We start from the raw sequence: 17054 nt of genomic DNA on the forward strand, positions 1-17054 counted from the left end.
GCTAAACCTCCTCGTCGTATTGCACATAATCTTTGCGGAGTGGATACCCTACCCAATCATCCGGCAACAGGATTCGACGTAAATCCTTATGTCCCGGGAAATGAATACCCAAAAGGTCAAAAGTCTCTCTTTCATTCCAATTTGCGCCATGCCAGAGGTCCATTACAGAAGCAACTTTTGACTCTTCTCTGCTTGTTTTGACCTTTACTGCCAAGCTTTGGCGATTTTTGTAGGAATAAAAGTGGTAGTATACCTCCAGGCGATCCTCGTAATCGACACCGTGAAGATCGGACAGGTACTCAAAGCTCAATTGCTCGTCATCTCTTAAAAATTGGGCAACTTGATGCCAACGTTCGTTTTGAATGGTGAGAGTTGGAACTTCCTTTCCCAGCTCGTTAATATACGAAGCCTCGATGACTTCCTGTCCAAATGCTTCGGAAATTCGTGACACGTATTTATCAAGATAGGGCTGGTTTTTGGAAGGTGCTTTTGGAGCTTCCTCTGCCGGTGTCTCATCCCCAGTCGTTTGTGTTGCTTTTGCCTTCGCTGCTGCTGCGGCGGCTGCTTTGGCTTTTGCGGCAGCTGCGGCCTTCGCCTTGGCGTCGTCATCACCGGATTCATCGCCACCTGCTTCGCGTGCAGCTTTTGCCTTTGCTGCTGCTGCGGCGGCAGCCTTGGCTTTTGCGGCAGCTGCGGCTTTCGCCTTGGCATCCGCATCTGGAGTTGAATCATCTGTATTTGCTCCATTTTCCGCGGCTTCTTTTGCTTCCTTGGCTGCTTTTGCCTTGGCTAGTGCTTCTGCGGCAGCCGCTTTCTTGGCTGCTGCCTTTTCTTCCGGCGTCATTTCAGACACGGGCTTTGCTGGTGGTGAAGCAGCTTCTGCCTGTTCCTTCGCTGCTTTTGCCTTGGCAATCGCTTCAGCCGCTGCTGCTTTCTTGGCTGCGGCTTTTTCCTCAGGTGTCATTTCGGACACGGGCTTTGCTGGTGGTGAAGCAGCTTCTGCCTGTTCCTTCGCTGCTTTTGCCTTGGCAATCGCTTCAGCCGCTGCTGCTTTCTTGGCTGCGGCTTTTTCCTCAGGTGTCATTTCGGACACAGGTTTAGCTTCTGGAGCAGAGGCTTCCTCTTTTGGCTCTTGAGCTCCCTCCACTGGGCTCGCCTCTTGGGGAGCCTGCGCTTCCTGTTCTCTTAATTTTCGCAATGCTTCGGCCTTGACACGGGCTTCAGCCGCTGCCGCGGCCTTTTCCTCTGGCGTCGGCTTGCGTTTCTCATCGCTCATAGATTGGTCACCTGCTTCCCAGTCTTCGCTTCGTAACGGATTTTTTCTTGGAGCTTATTGATTCCGTAGATCAAAGCAGCAGGGTTAGGCGGACAACCCGGAATATATACGTCGACAGGCACAATCTGGTCTACACCTTTTACCACGCTGTACGAGCGCACGTACGGACCTCCCGCTGTCGCACAGGAGCCCATGGCAATCACCCACTTCGGTTCAGGCATTTGATCATACAGCCTGCGCAGCAGTGGCGCCATCTTTTTCGTGACGGTTCCGGCTACGATCATGACATCAGATTGTCTTGGGGATGCTCGAAAAATAACGCCAAACCGGTCGAGGTCATAACGCGCTCCACCCGTTCCCATCATCTCGATCGCGCAACAGGCCAAGCCAAAAGTTAATGGCCACAACGAGTTGCTACGAACCCATCCCTTCACTGTTTCCAATGTCGTGAACATGACGTTGCGATTCAGTTCCTCTTGCAATTCAGGCGCAATGCTTGTCAGGTCTAGTTCCATTCCAGCACCTTCTTTCTCCACGCGTAAATCAATCCTACGATGAGCAAGGATATAAAGATGACCATCTCGACTAAGGCAAAGAGCCCCAGTTCTTTGTAAGCGACGGCCCACGGATACAGAAAGAGTGTTTCTACATCAAAGATGACAAACATGAGGGCAAAGATGTAATACTTCACGTTGAAACGCACCCAACTGTCACCAACAGGAATGTTACCGCTTTCATAAGTAGTTTGCTTCTCCCGTGTCGGTTTCTTTGGACGAAGTAATGGACCAACAAAACTGACTGTAGCTACGGGCAACAGCACACCAAGAATTAAAAAGATCGCGACAATCACATAATTGTTGGTATAGATGTCACTCACCCACGTTCCCTCCGCTCTTGAGAAAGGTATGAATCGTCTTGCGCTGTCCTCCAGAAGAAGTCGAGACTCCCTCAAAAGGGTACTGCTCGCAGCATCAAAGGTGTAGGTATGAACGCTGTCGCTAATTGATACTGCTAGAAAAAAATACCTTTATCATTATAGCAAATTGCCAATAGGGTGTCTAACGAAAGCCTTCCTTTTGTGCCATATAAAGGGAAAAAACTCAGAGATTTCTCCCTGAGTTTTTCCAGCATAGTATGATGACCAAACGAATATGCCTGTCTGGCTCTTATATTCTCTTCATTATTGAACGTTGTTTGAAAATTGCTGTCCGAGGAAGTCCTCGTAAATACGCTCCCATACAATTGTGAAGTTCATCTTCTCGTCTTCTGGGATCTCCAGCATATTTTCAATTGCCTCTTCCATATATGGAGTCAGCTTGATCAGAACCTCTGCCAGCATCTGGTCATTGGTGTTCAGCAATTGCTTCATTTCTGCTTTGGACATGCTGAACGTATTTTCTTCCTGCTCGTGCAGCTTCATCACGAGGCGGCTAAAAATCGGATGAACCAATGCTTCCAGTTTAACATGAGCCAATGCAAGAGATTCTGCTTCGCTCAACTTGAACAACTCAGATGCATCTGGGAATGGATAAACCGGTACATCCCAAGCATCTCCATTATCGATTACCAGACCCCACTTCACGAAAAGCTCGATCGTATCGTCAAGAGATGTCGGATATGCATAATCAGAACGGCTCATGAACGCTTTGAATCTGTTCAAGAGGTTCACGTAGCCTTTGAAATCCTCTTCAGACTTAAAGCCTTCTTGAACAGGCTCGGTGAATGTGCCTTTCAATGCATCGAACTCGTCCAAAGCTTTTCTCATTTCTTCTTTTGTCTCATGCTTGGTTACTACAAAACACATTGCCTGGAAGAGAACATTCATTTCATGAGATAGCACGCTTGTCCAGCCATTAGCCTTAAAGCTGCTAGGAATCACTACGCCATCTTGATTGTGGCGGATATCGCGAACGGTTTGCATCAATTACACTCTCCTTTAATCCCAATAGCCAATGCCGCTTTTTCCCGCTGTTTTTCATGCTAACGTAGCTCGTCGGCAGGGCATTAGGTCTATTATACACAGAAACATTAGGCAATTACCAACTGGAAATATCATGCCCGATTTCCATGGCTCATCATTCATCTCCATATAACCGAAAAATCCCCGCAGCCACATGGGCGCGGGGATATCAAGCTTACGCTTTACTTCGCTACGTCGAGACGTGCCATCGCACGTTGCAGCGCGCGTTCTGCACGCTTGACGTCGAGCTCGGCATATTTCTCAGTCAAACGCTTTTCAGCACGCTCTTTCGCTGCCTTCGCGCGTTCAACATCGATGTCTCCCGGCAATTCAGCCGTTTCAGCAAGGATGGTCACTTTATCGCCGCGCACTTCCATGAAGCCGCCGCTTACAGCCATCTTTACTTCTTTATCGCCTTCTGTCTTAATCCGAACTGGCGCTGTTTTCAGCGGGGTTACCAACGGCACGTGGTTCGGCATAATACCGATTTCCCCTTGCAAGCCGCGAGCAATCACCATTTCAGCCTGACCGCTGTAGACAACCCGTTCAGGAGTTACGACTTCAACTGTCATCTTACTCACTTACTCGTCTCCCCTTTCCAGGGTGTCTTACGCCATTTTCTTCGCTTTTTCTACCGCTTCTTCAATTGTACCTACGTACAGGAACGCGCCCTCTGGCAGGTGGTCATGCTTACCTTCGAGGATTTCCTTGAAGCTGCGAACGGTTTCTTTCAATGGAACGTATTGGCCTGGGTTACCAGTGAACTGCTCGGCAACGTGGAAGGACTGGGACAAGAAACGTTGAATGCGGCGTGCGCGTCCAACTACTTGCTTGTCGTCGTCGCTCAACTCGTCCATACCGAGAATCGCGATGATATCTTGCAGTTCTTTGTAACGTTGCAGGATTTTTTGAACGCTACGAGCCACATCATAGTGTTCTTGTCCTACTACATCAGGAGCCAGAGCACGGGAAGTGGATGCGAGTGGGTCTACCGCAGGGAAGATACCCAACTCAGCGATGGAACGCTCCAGGTTTGTTGTAGCGTCCAAGTGAGCAAACGTAGTAGCAGGAGCCGGGTCAGTGTAGTCATCCGCTGGTACGTAGATCGCTTGAATGGACGTTACGGAACCTTTTTTCGTGGAAGTAATACGCTCTTGCAACTGACCCATTTCGGTAGCCAGTGTTGGCTGGTAACCTACCGCAGATGGCATACGGCCCAAGAGAGCAGAAACTTCGGAACCCGCTTGAGTAAAGCGGAAGATGTTATCAACAAAGAGAAGAACGTCGCGGCCTTCTTCATCACGGAAGTATTCCGCCATAGTCAGACCAGTCAACGCTACACGAAGACGTGCACCAGGCGGTTCGTTCATCTGACCGAATACCATCGCGGTTTTCGGCAGTACGCCTGCGTCTTTCATCTCGTGGTACAGGTCGTTACCTTCACGGGTACGCTCACCTACACCAGCGAATACGGAAATACCACCGTGCTCTTGCGCGATGTTGTTGATCAGCTCTTGAATAGTAACGGTTTTACCTACACCCGCACCACCAAACAGACCGATCTTACCACCCTTGATGTACGGAGCCAAGAGGTCAATAACTTTGATACCTGTTTCCAGGATCTCAACAGTCGTTGCTTGGTCTACGAACTCAGGAGCTTTACGGTGAATTGGATCACGACGATCTACTTGACCAAGTTCTTGCAGGTCGATCGGCTCACCCAATACGTTAAATACGCGTCCGAGGGTGATTGCACCCACTGGAACGGAGATAGCTGCACCGGTATCAACTGCTTCCATGCCACGAACCAAACCGTCAGTGGAAGACATTGCAACGGTACGAACCAAGTTATCGCCCAAATGAGTAGCAACCTCAACAGTCAAGTTGATGTCGCGCTCACCAGCGCTTTGTGCTTTATGTTGAATCTTGATCGCATTGTAAATGGCAGGCAGGTGTCCGCGGTCGAACTCGACGTCAACAACCGGACCCATTACCTGAACCACGCGTCCATTCGCCATCTTACTTCTTCCCTCCTGTAAAGCTAAATTGGGAGCTATTCGCTGCCACTAAGCCTGTGCGTTTGCACCTGCAACGATCTCGGAAATCTCTTGTGTAATGGCTGCCTGACGAGCACGGTTGTAGCTCAACGTTAAACGGTTGATCATATCCGTAGCATTGTCTGTCGCGTTGCCCATTGCAGTCATACGGGAACCTTCTTCGGAAGCTTTTGCTTCGAGGAGTGCACTGTAAACCAGTGTTTCCGCATATTTCGGCAACAGGTCCGCCAATACTTCTTCCGAGGACGGCTCATACTCGTAATTCAATTCGCGTGCATTGTTGCTCTCGGGAGCTTCCAGTGGCAGCAATTGTTTTACGGTAGGTATTTGCGAAATTGCACTTTGGAACTTGTTGTAGCACAGGTACAGTTCGTCAATCTGCTCATTCTCGAACATTTGGACTGCTGCACCGGCAATTTTCTTGATATCAGCAAAGGCTGGGCTGACTGGCAGACCTGTAACTTCCTCCAAAAGCGGGTAGTTCCGTTTGCTAAAGAAGTCACGACCTTTGCGGCCAATCACAAAAATACCATACTCATCCTTGGACTTGTGCTTCTCGTTAATGGTAGTTACCACTTTACGGAGAATGTTGGCATTGTAGCCCCCAGCAAGTCCACGGTCGGAAGTGATGACAATATAACCAGTCTTTTTCACTGGACGATTTTGCAACATTGGATGTTTGGAACCAGAGTTCCCACTCGCGATGCTTGCGATCACTTCTTGGATCTTGTCAGCATACGGGCGTGCCGCCTCAGCTTTATCCTGGTTACGGCGAAGCTTTGCAGCCGCCACCATTTTCATCGCTTTCGTGATTTGGCGCATATCTTTTTTACTTTTGATACTGCGTCGAATCTCACGTATTCCTTTAGCCACTCGTTTTCACCACCTTGAGGACGCATGCACGGGCAACTAGCCCGGCATGCATCTGATGTCTATCAGGTTAACGATTAGCGAGTTACCGAAAAGCCTTTTTTGAACTCTTCGATCGCTGCGTTGAATTCTTTTTCATCTGGAAGGTCTTTCGTTGTGCGGATGTGCTCCAACAGTTGCGGTTTGTTGGAATCCAAGAAAGACAACATCTCTTTCTCAAAACGGCGCACTTCTGCTACTGGAATATCATCCAGGAAACCTCTTGTAGCGCTATAGATAGAAGCAACTTGCTTCTCAACAGGCATTGGATCGAACTGACCTTGTTTCATGATTTCCATCAAGCGCTCACCACGGGTCAGACGAGCTTGGGTCGCTTTGTCCAGGTCGGAACCGAACTGAGCAAACGCAGCCAACTCACGGTATTGAGCCAACTCGAGCTTGAGTGGACCTGCTACCTTTTTCATCGCCTTGATTTGCGCGGAACCACCTACACGGGATACGGAAAGACCGGTGTTAACCGCTGGACGTTGACCTGCGTTGAACAAGTCTGTCTCCAGGAAGATCTGACCGTCCGTGATGGAGATCACGTTGGTTGGAATGTACGCGGAAATGTCACCCGCTTGGGTTTCGATGAATGGCAGAGCTGTAATAGAACCAGCGCCCAGATCATCAGACAGTTTCGCAGCGCGCTCCAGCAAACGGGAGTGCAAGTAGAATACGTCACCAGGATATGCTTCGCGACCTGGAGGACGACGGAGCAAGAGGGACATTTCGCGGTATGCAGCAGCCTGCTTGGAGAGGTCATCGTATACGCACAGAACGTGTCCGCCTTTGTACATGAAATACTCACCCATTGTTACACCTGTATATGGAGCCAGGTACAACATTGGAGCTGGGTCAGACGCAGTAGCAGAAACGATGATTGTGTATTCCAGAGCCCCTGCTTTACGCAGAGTTTCTACGATGTTAGCAACGGTGGATTGCTTTTGACCGATTGCAACGTAGATACAAATCATGTCTTTACCTTTTTGGTTGATGATCGTGTCGAGCGCCACTGCTGTTTTACCAGTTTGGCGGTCACCAATGATCAACTCACGCTGTCCACGACCAACTGGGATCATCGCGTCAATCGCTTTGATACCTGTTTGGAGTGGCTCATGTACGGATTTACGTGCCATTACGCCAGGAGCTGGGCTCTCGATTGGACGGAAACCGTTGTTTGCGATAGGGCCTTGACCATCGATTGGTTGACCCAGTGGGTTTACAACGCGGCCGAGCAGCGCTTCCCCTACTGGAACTTCCATAACGCGGCCGGTACGTTTTACAGTATCGCCTTCCTTAATGTCGCGGAAAGGTCCCATAATAACGACACCCACGTTATCTTCTTCCAAGTTGAGTACCATACCCATTACGCCATTTTGGAACTCGAGAAGCTCCCCTTGCATGGCCTTTTCCAAACCGTGAACACGAGCAATACCGTCACCTACTTGGATGACTGTGCCTACATCCACAACTTCGATTTCAGATTTAAAGTTAGCGATCCGCTCTTTAATGAGGGAGCTAATCTCTTCTGGTCTGATTGCACTCACTTAATTCACCCCATTCATCCAACTTCTTAAAAGCCATCGAACTTTACGCCTTTTGCGCAAAGGTTTCCAACTTCGTTTTCAGGCTGCCATCATACAGACGGTCGCCAATTTTGATAATAATGCCGCCGAGAATCGCTGGATCTACGACTGCTGTCATACGCAGCTTTTTGTTCAGCGTTTGGCCGAACTTCTCAGCCAGCTCATTTTGCTCTTCAGTAGAAAGTGGCTTTGCACTTGTCACAATCGCATCTGCGAATCCACGAGCTTCGTTCGCCAATTGTACAAAAGAACGGTAGATATCAACCAGATCAACTTCGCGTCCGTTCTCAATCAGGACGTTCAGAAAATTAAAGGTTTCTTCCCCTACATGGCTTTTGAACAATTCGTCAGCGAGCTGGCTTTTCGCATCTGCTGCGATGTGCGGGTGCAGCATGATCTTTTTCAGATCTTCACTGCCTTCAACCGCTTCCACGATCGCACCCAGGTCTGCTTCTACCTGATCAATCTTGCTACGCTCACTCGCTACTTCAAAGAGAGCGCGAGCATAACGTTTTCCTACTGCGCTACTCATAGGCGATCTCCCACTTGTGCGAGAAATTTGTCAACAGTAGACTTTTGAGCTGCTTCGTCCAGTTCTTTCTCAATGATCTTGGAAGCCAAGAGCACGGAAAGACCAGTCATTTGCTCACGCAGTTCGAGTTTTGCTTTTTCTACTTCACGAGCCAGTTCAGCACTTGCCTCTGCCTTCATACGCTCAGAAACTGCTTGTGCTTCAGCAACGATTTTGCTTGCTTCATCAGACGCTTGCTTTGCAGCACGGTCGATGATCGCTTTAGATTCAGCGCGAGCTTCATCCAAAAGGCGGCGTTGTTCAGCCAAAAGCTTTTCGGATTCCTTGTGGTTACGTTCCGCAGTGGCGAGCTCGTTCTCAACATGAGCACGGCGCTTTTCCAATACGCTCGCAATCGGTCCTGTTGCATATTTGGAAACAACGATCAACAGCAAAATGAAAATAATCACCTGGAGTAGTAATGTGCCCCATTCCAGGGATACGGCTCCAAACTCAACCATTTTTAGTTCACTCCTTCCTGACAAACGAAAGATTCTGCAATAAGTTCTTTGCGTACTTACCAGAATTATTACTAGAAGACTTCCACGCCAAGCTTGTGGCCGAAGCCTGATTTTTCCCTACTAAAAGATAGGCGAAGGTGACCCTCCGCCTATTTAATACTGTTCAACTGTTCGCTTAGCCCAGACGACCCATCAAGATGAAGCCTACAGCTACAGCGATAATTGGAATCGCCTCTACGAGACCCATACCGAGGAACATGATACCCATCAGGTTACCACGAGCTTCAGGTTGACGAGCAACACCTTCAATTGTTTTAGAGATTACGTTACTTGCACCAAAAGCACCACCAAGTGCTGCCAAACCGAAAATAAGACCCATAGCAATAGCTACACCCATAACTTCCATGTTAAAAATACCTCCCTAAATTGTTGTAAACAAAAACTAGATTTTAGTGTTCATCATTCACAAGTTGTGAAATGTAAACCATAGAAAGAGTCAAGAAAATGAACGCCTGAATTGCACCTACGAAGACGGAGTAGCCGAGCCAGATAAACAATGGTGCCGCGGCCAAAACTCCCCCACTCAACAGGAAGGCAATCATGATCTCTTTTGCAAAGAGGTTACCGAACAAACGCAGAGGAAGCGTCAACGGTTTAATGATAAACTCCTCAAGAATGTGGATCGGGTTGAGGAATACGTGCTTAAACCAACCACCTGGACTTTTCTTAATACCGAGGTAGTGGGAGTAGAGCAACACTACCAATGCCAAACCAAATGTTACACTCGGTGTAGCAGTTGGAGACTTCCACCAGATTACATGAGCTCCTTTATCAGCCAGCTCGTGCTCAACGGTTTCGCGCTTCTTCGCTTCGGCTTCCGGCGTAGGAGCAATCGTCAGCATCTTCATAACACTTTCGCTGATTTCACCTTTGTGCACTGTGGTGACGTTGGCGATAACACCTAGCTGGTTCCCAATGAAGATGTAGAGAAACAACGTAATACCAAGCGTCATCATCATCATGACTTTCTTGTGATCCATGTATCCTGCAGTAACATTCTTGACAAAGTCAAAAATCCACTCAACTGCATTTTGCTTAGCACCAGGTACTCCTGTTTCCAGCTTTCGTGTCATTACAAACAGGAAGATAAACACAAGCAGTGCGGTAAGAACCATCATGAGAATCGTAGCGATGTCAAATACCATGCCGCCTAACTGAAACCGTAACGTATAATGATGACCCATCTTTTCACCCCTTTCCATTGATAGATAGAGGTTGTCCGAAACTCTGTCTACACATTGCTATCGAACGCTCTCTGGTAAAAATCATTTCATTAAAAGGAAATGCTGTAACAAATCTATTTTGAATTGCGGAATACGAGTAGATAACTGATCCCTTGGATCAAAAACAACCCAAGTAGAACCCCTGATAATGTGAAGATATGAGGGAAAAGAAAGGTAGCATAGGCGGCTAGCCCGGCAATCATGAACCGAAGCATCGTGCCCGTTCCTTTTGGTCTGACATTAGGGTCATCTGCCATTTGCCCAACAACCCAGACCTTGCTTGCGAGAACGCTGGTATTAATGATTCCTGTCACTGTTCCAAGCAACAAACTCTGCAAGAATACCTTGTGTTCAGGCAATACAACCATCAGCATCACAAACAATGCCATGCACCATAAAGAATAGCGAAAAGTCTTTCGCATCGCTAAAGCAAACGCTTCCATCGTTCGTCACCCCCTACAGATACGGGCGAATGAGTCGATAGACAGTGTATACACCAACCGCAATCCCTGTAATCAAGCCGATAAGCAAGAACCAAGGATCAGTCGCTAGTAGGCGATCCGCGTATCTGCCGATCATAAAACCGGCAACCACACAAATGGCAAAGTCAAGACCAAGTACGCTGACCAAACCAAGTGCTCGCCATGGATTGTCAAGTTTCGCCAGTTTATCCTTCTCCTTTCACATAAGGAGAGGGCACACAATTTCCAAATGCCCTCATCCATATTAACGAAGATTTATTCCCTTTGTCAACGCAAGCGTTTCTGTGTACACAAAGCGTTCACAATTTAAAAATTAAATTTTCTCGACAATTGTGGAAACGCCTTGTCCCCCACCAATGCAAAGAGTCGCTAACCCATATTTTACCCCTTCACGCTTTTGCAATTCATGCACGAGCGTGACCAAGATTCTCGCGCCACTCGCACCGATTGGATGTCCCAACGCGATGGCTCCGCCGTTGACATTCAGCTTCTCGCGATCAAAGCCCAACGCTTTGCCAACAGACAGCGATTGGACGGCAAAAGCTTCGTTTGCTTCGATCAAATCGATGTCAGCGATCGACAGGCCCACTTTTTCCAGTACGCGCTTGGTCGCAGGAACAGGACCGTACCCCATGATGCTCGGATCAACACCTGCACTCGCATTGGCCACGATACGGGCGAGAGGCTTCACCCCCAGCTCTTCTGCCTTCTCGCGTGTCATAATTAAGAGAGCGGCTGCTCCATCGTTGATGCCGGATGCATTCCCGGCTGTCACGGTTCCATCCTTTTTAAATGCAGGCTTCAGCTTGCCTAGCGCTTCGGCTGTCACACCAGCACGCGGGAATTCGTCCACAGCAAAAAGCACTGGATCACCTTTGCGCTGCGGAATCGGAACCGGCACGATTTCTTCTTGAAAACGACCACTAGTGAGCGCTTGCTGAGCCTTTTCCTGGCTCCAAGCTGAAAATTCATCCTGCTCTTCTCGTCCGATCTCGTATTTGGTGCACAGATTCTCCGCTGTAATGCCCATGTGGTAATCGTTGAAAGCACACCACAGCCCGTCGCGAATCATGGAGTCTACTACTTTCTGATCTCCCATACGGTAGCCTGAGCGTGCATCTTCCATTAAGTATGGTGCCTGACTCATATTTTCCATCCCACCAGCCAAGACCACTTCTGCCTCACCTGCAAGGATGGACTGAACAGCCAAATGAACGGCTTTTAGACCTGAACCACAAACTTTGTTGATTGTCAGAGAGGGAACTTCATGAGCAAGGCCCGCGTGAATAGAAGCCTGACGCGCCGGGTTTTGACCCAAACCTGCTGACAGTACATTCCCCATAATCACTTCATCGACTGCATCCTTGGAAACACCTGCACGCTCTAGCGCTGCTTCCAGTACTATTCCGCCCAGCTTTGTGGCGCTGACACCCGCAAGCGTTCCTTGAAAGCTACCTATAGCAGTGCGCACAGCACTCGCAATGACGATTTCTCTTTGACTCATCTTCCACACACCCCTCGAATACACAGGATAGGCAACCTTCTTAAGATTCCATCTTTTCATGATAATTCCTGCCAGGAAATCGCTTTCTTTTCCTGTTCATAAAAAAATGTCACTGCTCAGAGAAGAGAGTGACGGTTTGAATGATTTATAGAAGTGCCTCTGCAATTTCATCGACGATATTGTTGATGGCAATCGGGCCATAATAGGCGATCCACACGGTTGTGTTTACCTCGTACACCTTATTTTCCTTGGCTGCTTTTAGCCCTTTCCAAATGGAGCTGTTTTTGTACTCGTCTGTTAATGCTTGATTCGCTTTGTCCGTTACAACAAATAAGTGATCGGCATTTACCTCTGGCAGCACTTCCAGAGAAATCATCGTAGCTGTATCGGATTTATCCATCGCTGGCTTGGGAGGAGTCAGTCCCAAATCGGTATATAAGATAGCAGCCGTTCGGTGTTCAACTGTGTGCAGTCGAATAGCATTGTCACGAGGACGAATAAGTGCGACGGACTCACCCTTGAGCTTGGTTGCAAGCTCTGCTTTCAATTTGCTCGTTTTTTCTTGGTAGTCCTTTACGATCTGCTCAGCTTCTTGTTCTTTTTCGAGAATTTTTCCGAAGGTAATCAGCGTATCACGCCAGTCTTCGTTTCGATCAAACATGATGGTTGGAGCGATTTTAGATAAGTTATCGTAGATTTTGTCCTGGAATTCCGTGCAAATAATCAAGTCAGGCTCCATAGCCACGACTGCTTCTGAATTTGGCTCGTCCTTTGTTCCAAGTACATGAACATCTCTCAGCTTGTCCATGAGATACTCTGGAAACTTCGTACCGTCACCCGTTGTAATGACACTACCTGCTGGTAGTTCGCCCAGAGCAATCATTTGATCTGCGTATTGCGTATCCAGTACAGCAATTCTGACTGGTTTAAAATCAAGCGTCAGCTCGCCTTTTATGTGCTTGATTGTACGCGTCTCGCTTTTCTTCACTTCTTGATTCGCGCCGGATTGCGTGGTATTCGACTGCGTCGCTACCTGATTCGAAGCGCCTGTTGCAGTGCTCCCAGAATTGCTCGTGTTCGTACCGCCGCCTGAGCAAGCTCCCAACAGCAAGGTAAGGCTCAGCATCAGGTTCAGCGCCAGCATCGCTTTTGTACTCTTATACATCGGTACGGCTCCTCCATCTCTTGAGTGCGAGTGATTTTCATTTTCAATGTGATCATTATATTTCCACAGCTTTTGACCAGCAATGGAATATCGCGACAAGAGTGATGGACTTTGGCGACGCATTTCCGATGTCAGCGGATTTTCCTTATACATTGAAGGAGAGAAGCCTGTATATTTTTTAAAGCTACGACTGAAATAATAGCTGTCTGAATAACCTACTGATTCCGCTATCGCTTTTAATCCCAAATTCGTTTGACGCAGCAGTTCCTGTGCTTTTTGAATGCGCACCTGAATCAGATAGTCGATAGGGCCGACTGCTAGCTGGGCTTTAAAGGTGCGTTGCAGCGATCGGGAGCTACAGTTTAAGAGCGAGGAAAGATCATCGAGAGTAAAATTCTCTGCGTAAAGCTCCTCGATATATCTGACGGCCTGAACGACCAAATTCGGTACCGTTACCCCGATTCCTTGTGACTGCATCTGTGCCATTAGCTCACATACGAGTTGATACAGCAGAGCCTTGGCTCGTAGCTTGTCCAGATTGCCGTTCTGATTCCATGCTTGCTTCATACGTGATATTGCGACAAATACATTTACCGGATGCATGGGGGTAAAGCCGTATTGGATGTGAAAAGGTTGTGTTTTCTCCAGTAAACGTAACAGCTCCTGCCGACAAGGCAACGGCAAATGTGCTTTGTACAAAATCAGATAGTATTCCAGCTCATCCTTTATTTCCTCGATATCCACGTATGTACCTTTGCCAGCATGGGCCATATAGCAATTCTTGATCGCATGCACATTCCCGTCAAGACGAATCAGGCCACTGCCTCTCACCGAAAATAGAAAGGCACTAGCCGGCAATTGATAGGATCTGAGTTGTTCTCCGGCTCGCATGAGGATATGCCGTACATCATGTAATCGTACACTTGCCTGATTCCATAGAAAAATATGATCATCCACGTTCATTGTCCCACACTCAACTCCTTGATAGCCCTCCCATCGTTCTTCTTTTCATTCTATTTGATAATCATTCTCATTTCTATAGCAAAAATCATAGAAAGCACACTACCTCGATGAAACCGCGCGAACGTAAATAACTTCGTAGGTGACAGGGATGCCCGTTTCTCTTTTATACGTCTGCTCATAATAACGAATCATTTCTGCAAGGAGTTTTCTGTGTCCCAGACCGCTCCCTTGCTCCATACTTGCACTGGCGCCCACGGCTTTCACGGCATGCAAGAAATCGCGTACACCCGGGTAAGTGAGCCGTTCATATTTCCTCATCACCTCTACATCCGTAAACCCTGCTTGTTCCAATAGCTCGTGCCAATCACGTGCTGAGAGAAACTCCAAGCCATGACGTACTCCCTTTTCCCCCAAAATCGCATGAGCATTCGCAAACGAATCATGTAGCTCCCAAAACGTATCGGGTCCAAATGTCGAAAAAACCAAAGGTGCTCCGGGCTTCAGGATTCTTCCCAATCCGTTTAGCGTATGCGCTGGCTTGGCAAACCACTGAAAACACGCTCCTGAAACCACCAAATCCTTTGACTTCGCCTGTTGTTCCCAAACCCATTCTTCGGCATCCGCTTGAGAAAATGAACAAATTAGGCCATGCTGCTCCAGATTGCTCTTCGCCTGCTCCAGCATACCTGACGCAATCTCTACCGCCTCGTAATGGGCATCAGAAAAATGGCTGCGAATGACGCGGGTTAATCCCCCTGTCCCACAGCCAATCTCCAGGATGTTTCGCACCTCGTTCTCGTTCGTCATTTCTGTAACCATTTGACTCAAATGATCAGCCATCTTCTTTTGCACGAGTGCGTATTTTTCGTATGAAGCAGCCTTCTCACTAAAACGGCTGCTGATTGCCCTCTTCTGCAAGCTGCTCCACCATCCTCTTTAGCGAATCTCCTACAACCTCCGGAACAAATACATGCGGGGCATGACCACACTCAGGAATTGGCACAAAATTGGCACCTGCAAGGCTACTCGCCAGTTCTTCTCCGGCTGCGAGCGAACAGATAGCATCCTCCATTCCATGAATGACGAGAGTAGGAGTAGTCAGCGAAGACAGGAACGGGCGGCAATCCTCTTCTTCTAAATAGGTCAAGCCCGCAATCAACGCTGCTGTACTCCACTTCTGGCTATCCACCCCCACGTGCAAACCTGTTTTCTCACGCTCTCCTGGTGTTAGCATCTGTTGAACAAATGCGTCCATCACTCGCTCGCGTGCGACGGAAAGCTGCCTTTTCATCCTTTGCAAAACAACAGGATGCCACCCTTTGTGAAGCTCATTCTGTTCACTGGTAAAGCGTGCTGTGGTGCCGATCAAAACAAGTCCTGAAACCGGGTACTGGGCAGCAAGGCGTATTGCGAGCATCCCTCCCATAGACCACCCCACTACAATCAGCTCCTGCGTTGACAGAGAGCGGACTTCTTCTCGTACTCTCTCGTAAAATTGCAAGGAGTCCGTGACGTCCGAATAAGTAGGAATGATGTGCTGATAGGAAGGGAATTGTGAGCGAACAGCATCCCAACTGCAATCTGGCATTCCCCATCCGGTTAGCCACAGCATCACTTTTCTCACGTTATCGTCCCTCCTTTATGAAGCTCGTCCCTGATTTCGCTCACTTGCTCGCAAGCCCACTCCAGCTCTTCGCGCGTATGGGCAGCCATCACCGTAAAACGGATACGCGCGGTTCCTGCTGGCACGGTAGGCGGTCGAATCGCCACTGCTGCAATCCCGCGTTGCCGAAGCCTTTTGCTAAATTGCAAAGTCCATTCATTCTCTCCTAACGTGAGCGGGATGATTGGCGTATCTTCTTCGTCTACGGTAAACCCGCGTGAGCGAAGCAACTGGCGAAACACGAGCGCATTCTGCCTAACTGCTCTTCTTCGCCAAGACTCTGTTTGTACCAAAGACAACGCCGCCAGATTCGAGCCAATCACAGCAGGGGGCAGAGCTGTGGAATATACCAGCGAACGCGCTTTTGTCATCAAGTAACGAATGATGATCTCATCTGCGCATACGTATGCTCCATAAACACCAAATGCCTTGCTGAAGGTTCCCATCAAAACATCGACTTGTCTGGCAATGCCCAGCTCGTGGCACAAGCCCTGCCCTTCTTCACCACGCACTCCCCCTGCATGGGCTTCGTCAACCATCAGCATGGCATCGTAACGATCTCGCAGTTGTACCAATTCAAGAAGGGGAGCTTTATCACCGTCCATGGAGAATATGCTGTCCGTAACGATCCACTTCCGTCTTGCATCCTGGTGCTTTCTCAGCAAAAATTCCAGATGCTCCATGTCATTATGTCTGTACCGAAAATGCTCCGCCCGACTGAGCACGATCCCATCCACGATGCTGGCGTGATTCAACCGATCACTAAAAACAGCGTCGCCTCTTCCGGCAAGTGCTGCAATTACCCCGGTATTTGCCTGGTAGCCATTTGCAAAGACAAGAGCCCCTTCTCTCTCTTTCCACGCCGCCAATTGTTGTTCCAGCTCGTCGTATAACGCGTAGTTGCCATGGACGAGACGAGAGGCAGTTCCTCCTGCCCCCCACTCCTCTGCCGCCTTCTTGCCAGCTTCCACGATTCGTTGATCATGGGCCAAGGCCAAATAGTTGTTCGATGACAGGTTTAATAATGATTTCCCTTCGACTTGAATCCACGTGCCTGCGCGATCACTGGCTGACTCTACGGTGTTCCATTCTCTTGCCAACGATTGTTTCCGCAATGAATCGTATTCTTCTTCCAGCCATGTGTAGCGTTTATTCATAACTGACCTACTGT

19 protein-coding genes are annotated in these 17054 nt (G+C 48.5%); all 19 read right to left on the reverse strand.

Annotation, left to right across the window (positions count from 1 at the left end; all coding sequences use genetic code 11):
- Position 1 precedes the first annotated feature (1 nt).
- The 19 genes from HP568_RS00240 to bioF all read right to left on the reverse strand — a co-directional run bounded on the left by HP568_RS00240 (position 2) and on the right by bioF (position 17040).
- A complete protein-coding gene (locus tag HP568_RS00240; protein ID WP_173628004.1) occupies positions 2 to 1276 on the reverse strand; it encodes an NADH-quinone oxidoreductase subunit C in 1275 nt (424 codons plus the stop codon).
- Positions 1273 to 1791: a NuoB/complex I 20 kDa subunit family protein gene (locus HP568_RS00245; protein WP_007725455.1), complete on the reverse strand. Its 519-nt coding sequence runs from the start codon at positions 1789 to 1791 to the stop codon at positions 1273 to 1275. The genes HP568_RS00240 and HP568_RS00245 overlap by 4 nt, the downstream gene beginning before the upstream one ends.
- Positions 1782 to 2153, reverse strand: coding sequence for an NADH-quinone oxidoreductase subunit A (locus HP568_RS00250; protein WP_007725457.1), 372 nt, complete (start codon positions 2151 to 2153; stop codon positions 1782 to 1784). Before HP568_RS00250 ends, HP568_RS00245 begins: the two co-directional genes overlap by 10 nt.
- Positions 2154 to 2456: 303 nt before the next feature.
- On the reverse strand, positions 2457 to 3197 hold the full coding sequence (locus HP568_RS00255) for a DUF6042 family protein (RefSeq protein WP_173628005.1): 741 nt from the start codon (positions 3195 to 3197) through the stop codon (positions 2457 to 2459).
- Positions 3198 to 3418: 221 nt separating this feature from the next.
- Positions 3419 to 3817 carry a F0F1 ATP synthase subunit epsilon gene (locus HP568_RS00260; protein ID WP_048035080.1) on the reverse strand — a complete coding sequence of 133 codons (399 nt, stop codon included), beginning with the start codon at positions 3815 to 3817 and terminating at the stop codon, positions 3419 to 3421.
- A gap of 27 nt (positions 3818 to 3844) precedes the next feature.
- On the reverse strand, positions 3845 to 5254 hold the full coding sequence (gene atpD, locus HP568_RS00265) for a F0F1 ATP synthase subunit beta (RefSeq protein WP_007725462.1): 1410 nt from the start codon (positions 5252 to 5254) through the stop codon (positions 3845 to 3847).
- Positions 5255 to 5302: 48 nt separating this feature from the next.
- Entirely contained in the window at positions 5303 to 6166 is an 864-nt protein-coding gene (gene atpG / locus HP568_RS00270; protein WP_048035081.1) for an ATP synthase F1 subunit gamma, read from the reverse strand.
- Positions 6167 to 6240: 74 nt separating this feature from the next.
- Entirely contained in the window at positions 6241 to 7752 is a 1512-nt protein-coding gene (gene atpA / locus HP568_RS00275) for a F0F1 ATP synthase subunit alpha (protein ID WP_048035082.1), read from the reverse strand.
- Between the two features lie 43 nt (positions 7753 to 7795).
- Positions 7796 to 8323: a F0F1 ATP synthase subunit delta gene (locus HP568_RS00280; RefSeq protein WP_048035083.1), complete on the reverse strand. Its 528-nt coding sequence runs from the start codon at positions 8321 to 8323 to the stop codon at positions 7796 to 7798.
- Entirely contained in the window at positions 8320 to 8823 is a 504-nt protein-coding gene (gene atpF, locus HP568_RS00285) for a F0F1 ATP synthase subunit B (RefSeq protein WP_048035084.1), read from the reverse strand. Before atpF ends, HP568_RS00280 begins: the two co-directional genes overlap by 4 nt.
- A 175-nt stretch (positions 8824 to 8998) precedes the next feature.
- The gene (gene atpE / locus HP568_RS00290) at positions 8999 to 9229 is read right to left on the reverse strand and encodes a F0F1 ATP synthase subunit C (protein ID WP_017252354.1); all 231 of its coding nucleotides are present in this window, start codon (positions 9227 to 9229) and stop codon (positions 8999 to 9001) included.
- A gap of 43 nt (positions 9230 to 9272) precedes the next feature.
- Positions 9273 to 10067, reverse strand: coding sequence for a F0F1 ATP synthase subunit A (gene atpB, locus HP568_RS00295; protein ID WP_048035085.1), 795 nt, complete (start codon positions 10065 to 10067; stop codon positions 9273 to 9275).
- A gap of 113 nt (positions 10068 to 10180) precedes the next feature.
- Positions 10181 to 10549 carry an ATP synthase subunit I gene (locus tag HP568_RS00300; protein WP_056486904.1) on the reverse strand — a complete coding sequence of 123 codons (369 nt, stop codon included), beginning with the start codon at positions 10547 to 10549 and terminating at the stop codon, positions 10181 to 10183.
- A gap of 13 nt (positions 10550 to 10562) precedes the next feature.
- The gene (locus HP568_RS00305) at positions 10563 to 10736 is read right to left on the reverse strand and encodes an AtpZ/AtpI family protein (RefSeq protein WP_307724157.1); all 174 of its coding nucleotides are present in this window, start codon (positions 10734 to 10736) and stop codon (positions 10563 to 10565) included.
- A 165-nt stretch (positions 10737 to 10901) separates the two neighbouring features.
- Positions 10902 to 12092 (reverse strand): acetyl-CoA C-acetyltransferase, encoded by a 1191-nt coding sequence (locus HP568_RS00310; RefSeq protein ID WP_173628007.1) that lies wholly within the window; start codon positions 12090 to 12092, stop codon positions 10902 to 10904.
- A gap of 145 nt (positions 12093 to 12237) precedes the next feature.
- The gene (locus HP568_RS00315) at positions 12238 to 14220 is read right to left on the reverse strand and encodes an AraC family transcriptional regulator (protein WP_173628008.1); all 1983 of its coding nucleotides are present in this window, start codon (positions 14218 to 14220) and stop codon (positions 12238 to 12240) included.
- Between the two features lie 99 nt (positions 14221 to 14319).
- Positions 14320 to 15138: a malonyl-ACP O-methyltransferase BioC gene (gene bioC / locus HP568_RS00320; protein WP_173628009.1), complete on the reverse strand. Its 819-nt coding sequence runs from the start codon at positions 15136 to 15138 to the stop codon at positions 14320 to 14322.
- Positions 15107 to 15844 carry an alpha/beta fold hydrolase gene (locus HP568_RS00325; protein WP_173628010.1) on the reverse strand — a complete coding sequence of 246 codons (738 nt, stop codon included), beginning with the start codon at positions 15842 to 15844 and terminating at the stop codon, positions 15107 to 15109. Before HP568_RS00325 ends, bioC begins: the two co-directional genes overlap by 32 nt.
- Complete coding sequence (gene bioF / locus HP568_RS00330) at positions 15841 to 17040, reverse strand: 8-amino-7-oxononanoate synthase (protein ID WP_173628011.1); 1200 nt, start codon at positions 17038 to 17040, stop codon at positions 15841 to 15843. The genes HP568_RS00325 and bioF overlap by 4 nt, the downstream gene beginning before the upstream one ends.
- Positions 17041 to 17054: the final 14 nt, after the last annotated feature.

The sequence above is a fragment of the Brevibacillus sp. MS2.2 genome, from assembly GCF_013284345.1.
GTDB classification, from domain to species: Bacteria; Bacillota; Bacilli; order Brevibacillales; family Brevibacillaceae; genus Brevibacillus; species Brevibacillus brevis_C.

Coding starts and splice junctions, on each gene's coding strand:
- atpE (WP_017252354.1), bottom strand. CDS start 9,229: ATGGAAGTTATGGGTGTAGCTATTGCTATGGGTCTTATTTTCGGTTTG.
- HP568_RS00280 (WP_048035083.1), bottom strand. CDS start 8,323: ATGAGTAGCGCAGTAGGAAAACGTTATGCTCGCGCTCTCTTTGAAGTA.
- HP568_RS00245 (WP_007725455.1), bottom strand. CDS start 1,791: ATGGAACTAGACCTGACAAGCATTGCGCCTGAATTGCAAGAGGAACTG.
- HP568_RS00300 (WP_056486904.1), bottom strand. CDS start 10,549: ATGGAAGCGTTTGCTTTAGCGATGCGAAAGACTTTTCGCTATTCTTTA.
- atpB (WP_048035085.1), bottom strand. CDS start 10,067: ATGGGTCATCATTATACGTTACGGTTTCAGTTAGGCGGCATGGTATTT.
- HP568_RS00310 (WP_173628007.1), bottom strand. CDS start 12,092: ATGAGTCAAAGAGAAATCGTCATTGCGAGTGCTGTGCGCACTGCTATA.
- HP568_RS00240 (WP_173628004.1), bottom strand. CDS start 1,276: ATGAGCGATGAGAAACGCAAGCCGACGCCAGAGGAAAAGGCCGCGGCA.
- HP568_RS00315 (WP_173628008.1), bottom strand. CDS start 14,220: ATGAACGTGGATGATCATATTTTTCTATGGAATCAGGCAAGTGTACGA.
- HP568_RS00255 (WP_173628005.1), bottom strand. CDS start 3,197: ATGCAAACCGTTCGCGATATCCGCCACAATCAAGATGGCGTAGTGATT.
- bioF (WP_173628011.1), bottom strand. CDS start 17,040: ATGAATAAACGCTACACATGGCTGGAAGAAGAATACGATTCATTGCGG.
- atpF (WP_048035084.1), bottom strand. CDS start 8,823: ATGGTTGAGTTTGGAGCCGTATCCCTGGAATGGGGCACATTACTACTC.
- atpD (WP_007725462.1), bottom strand. CDS start 5,254: ATGGCGAATGGACGCGTGGTTCAGGTAATGGGTCCGGTTGTTGACGTC.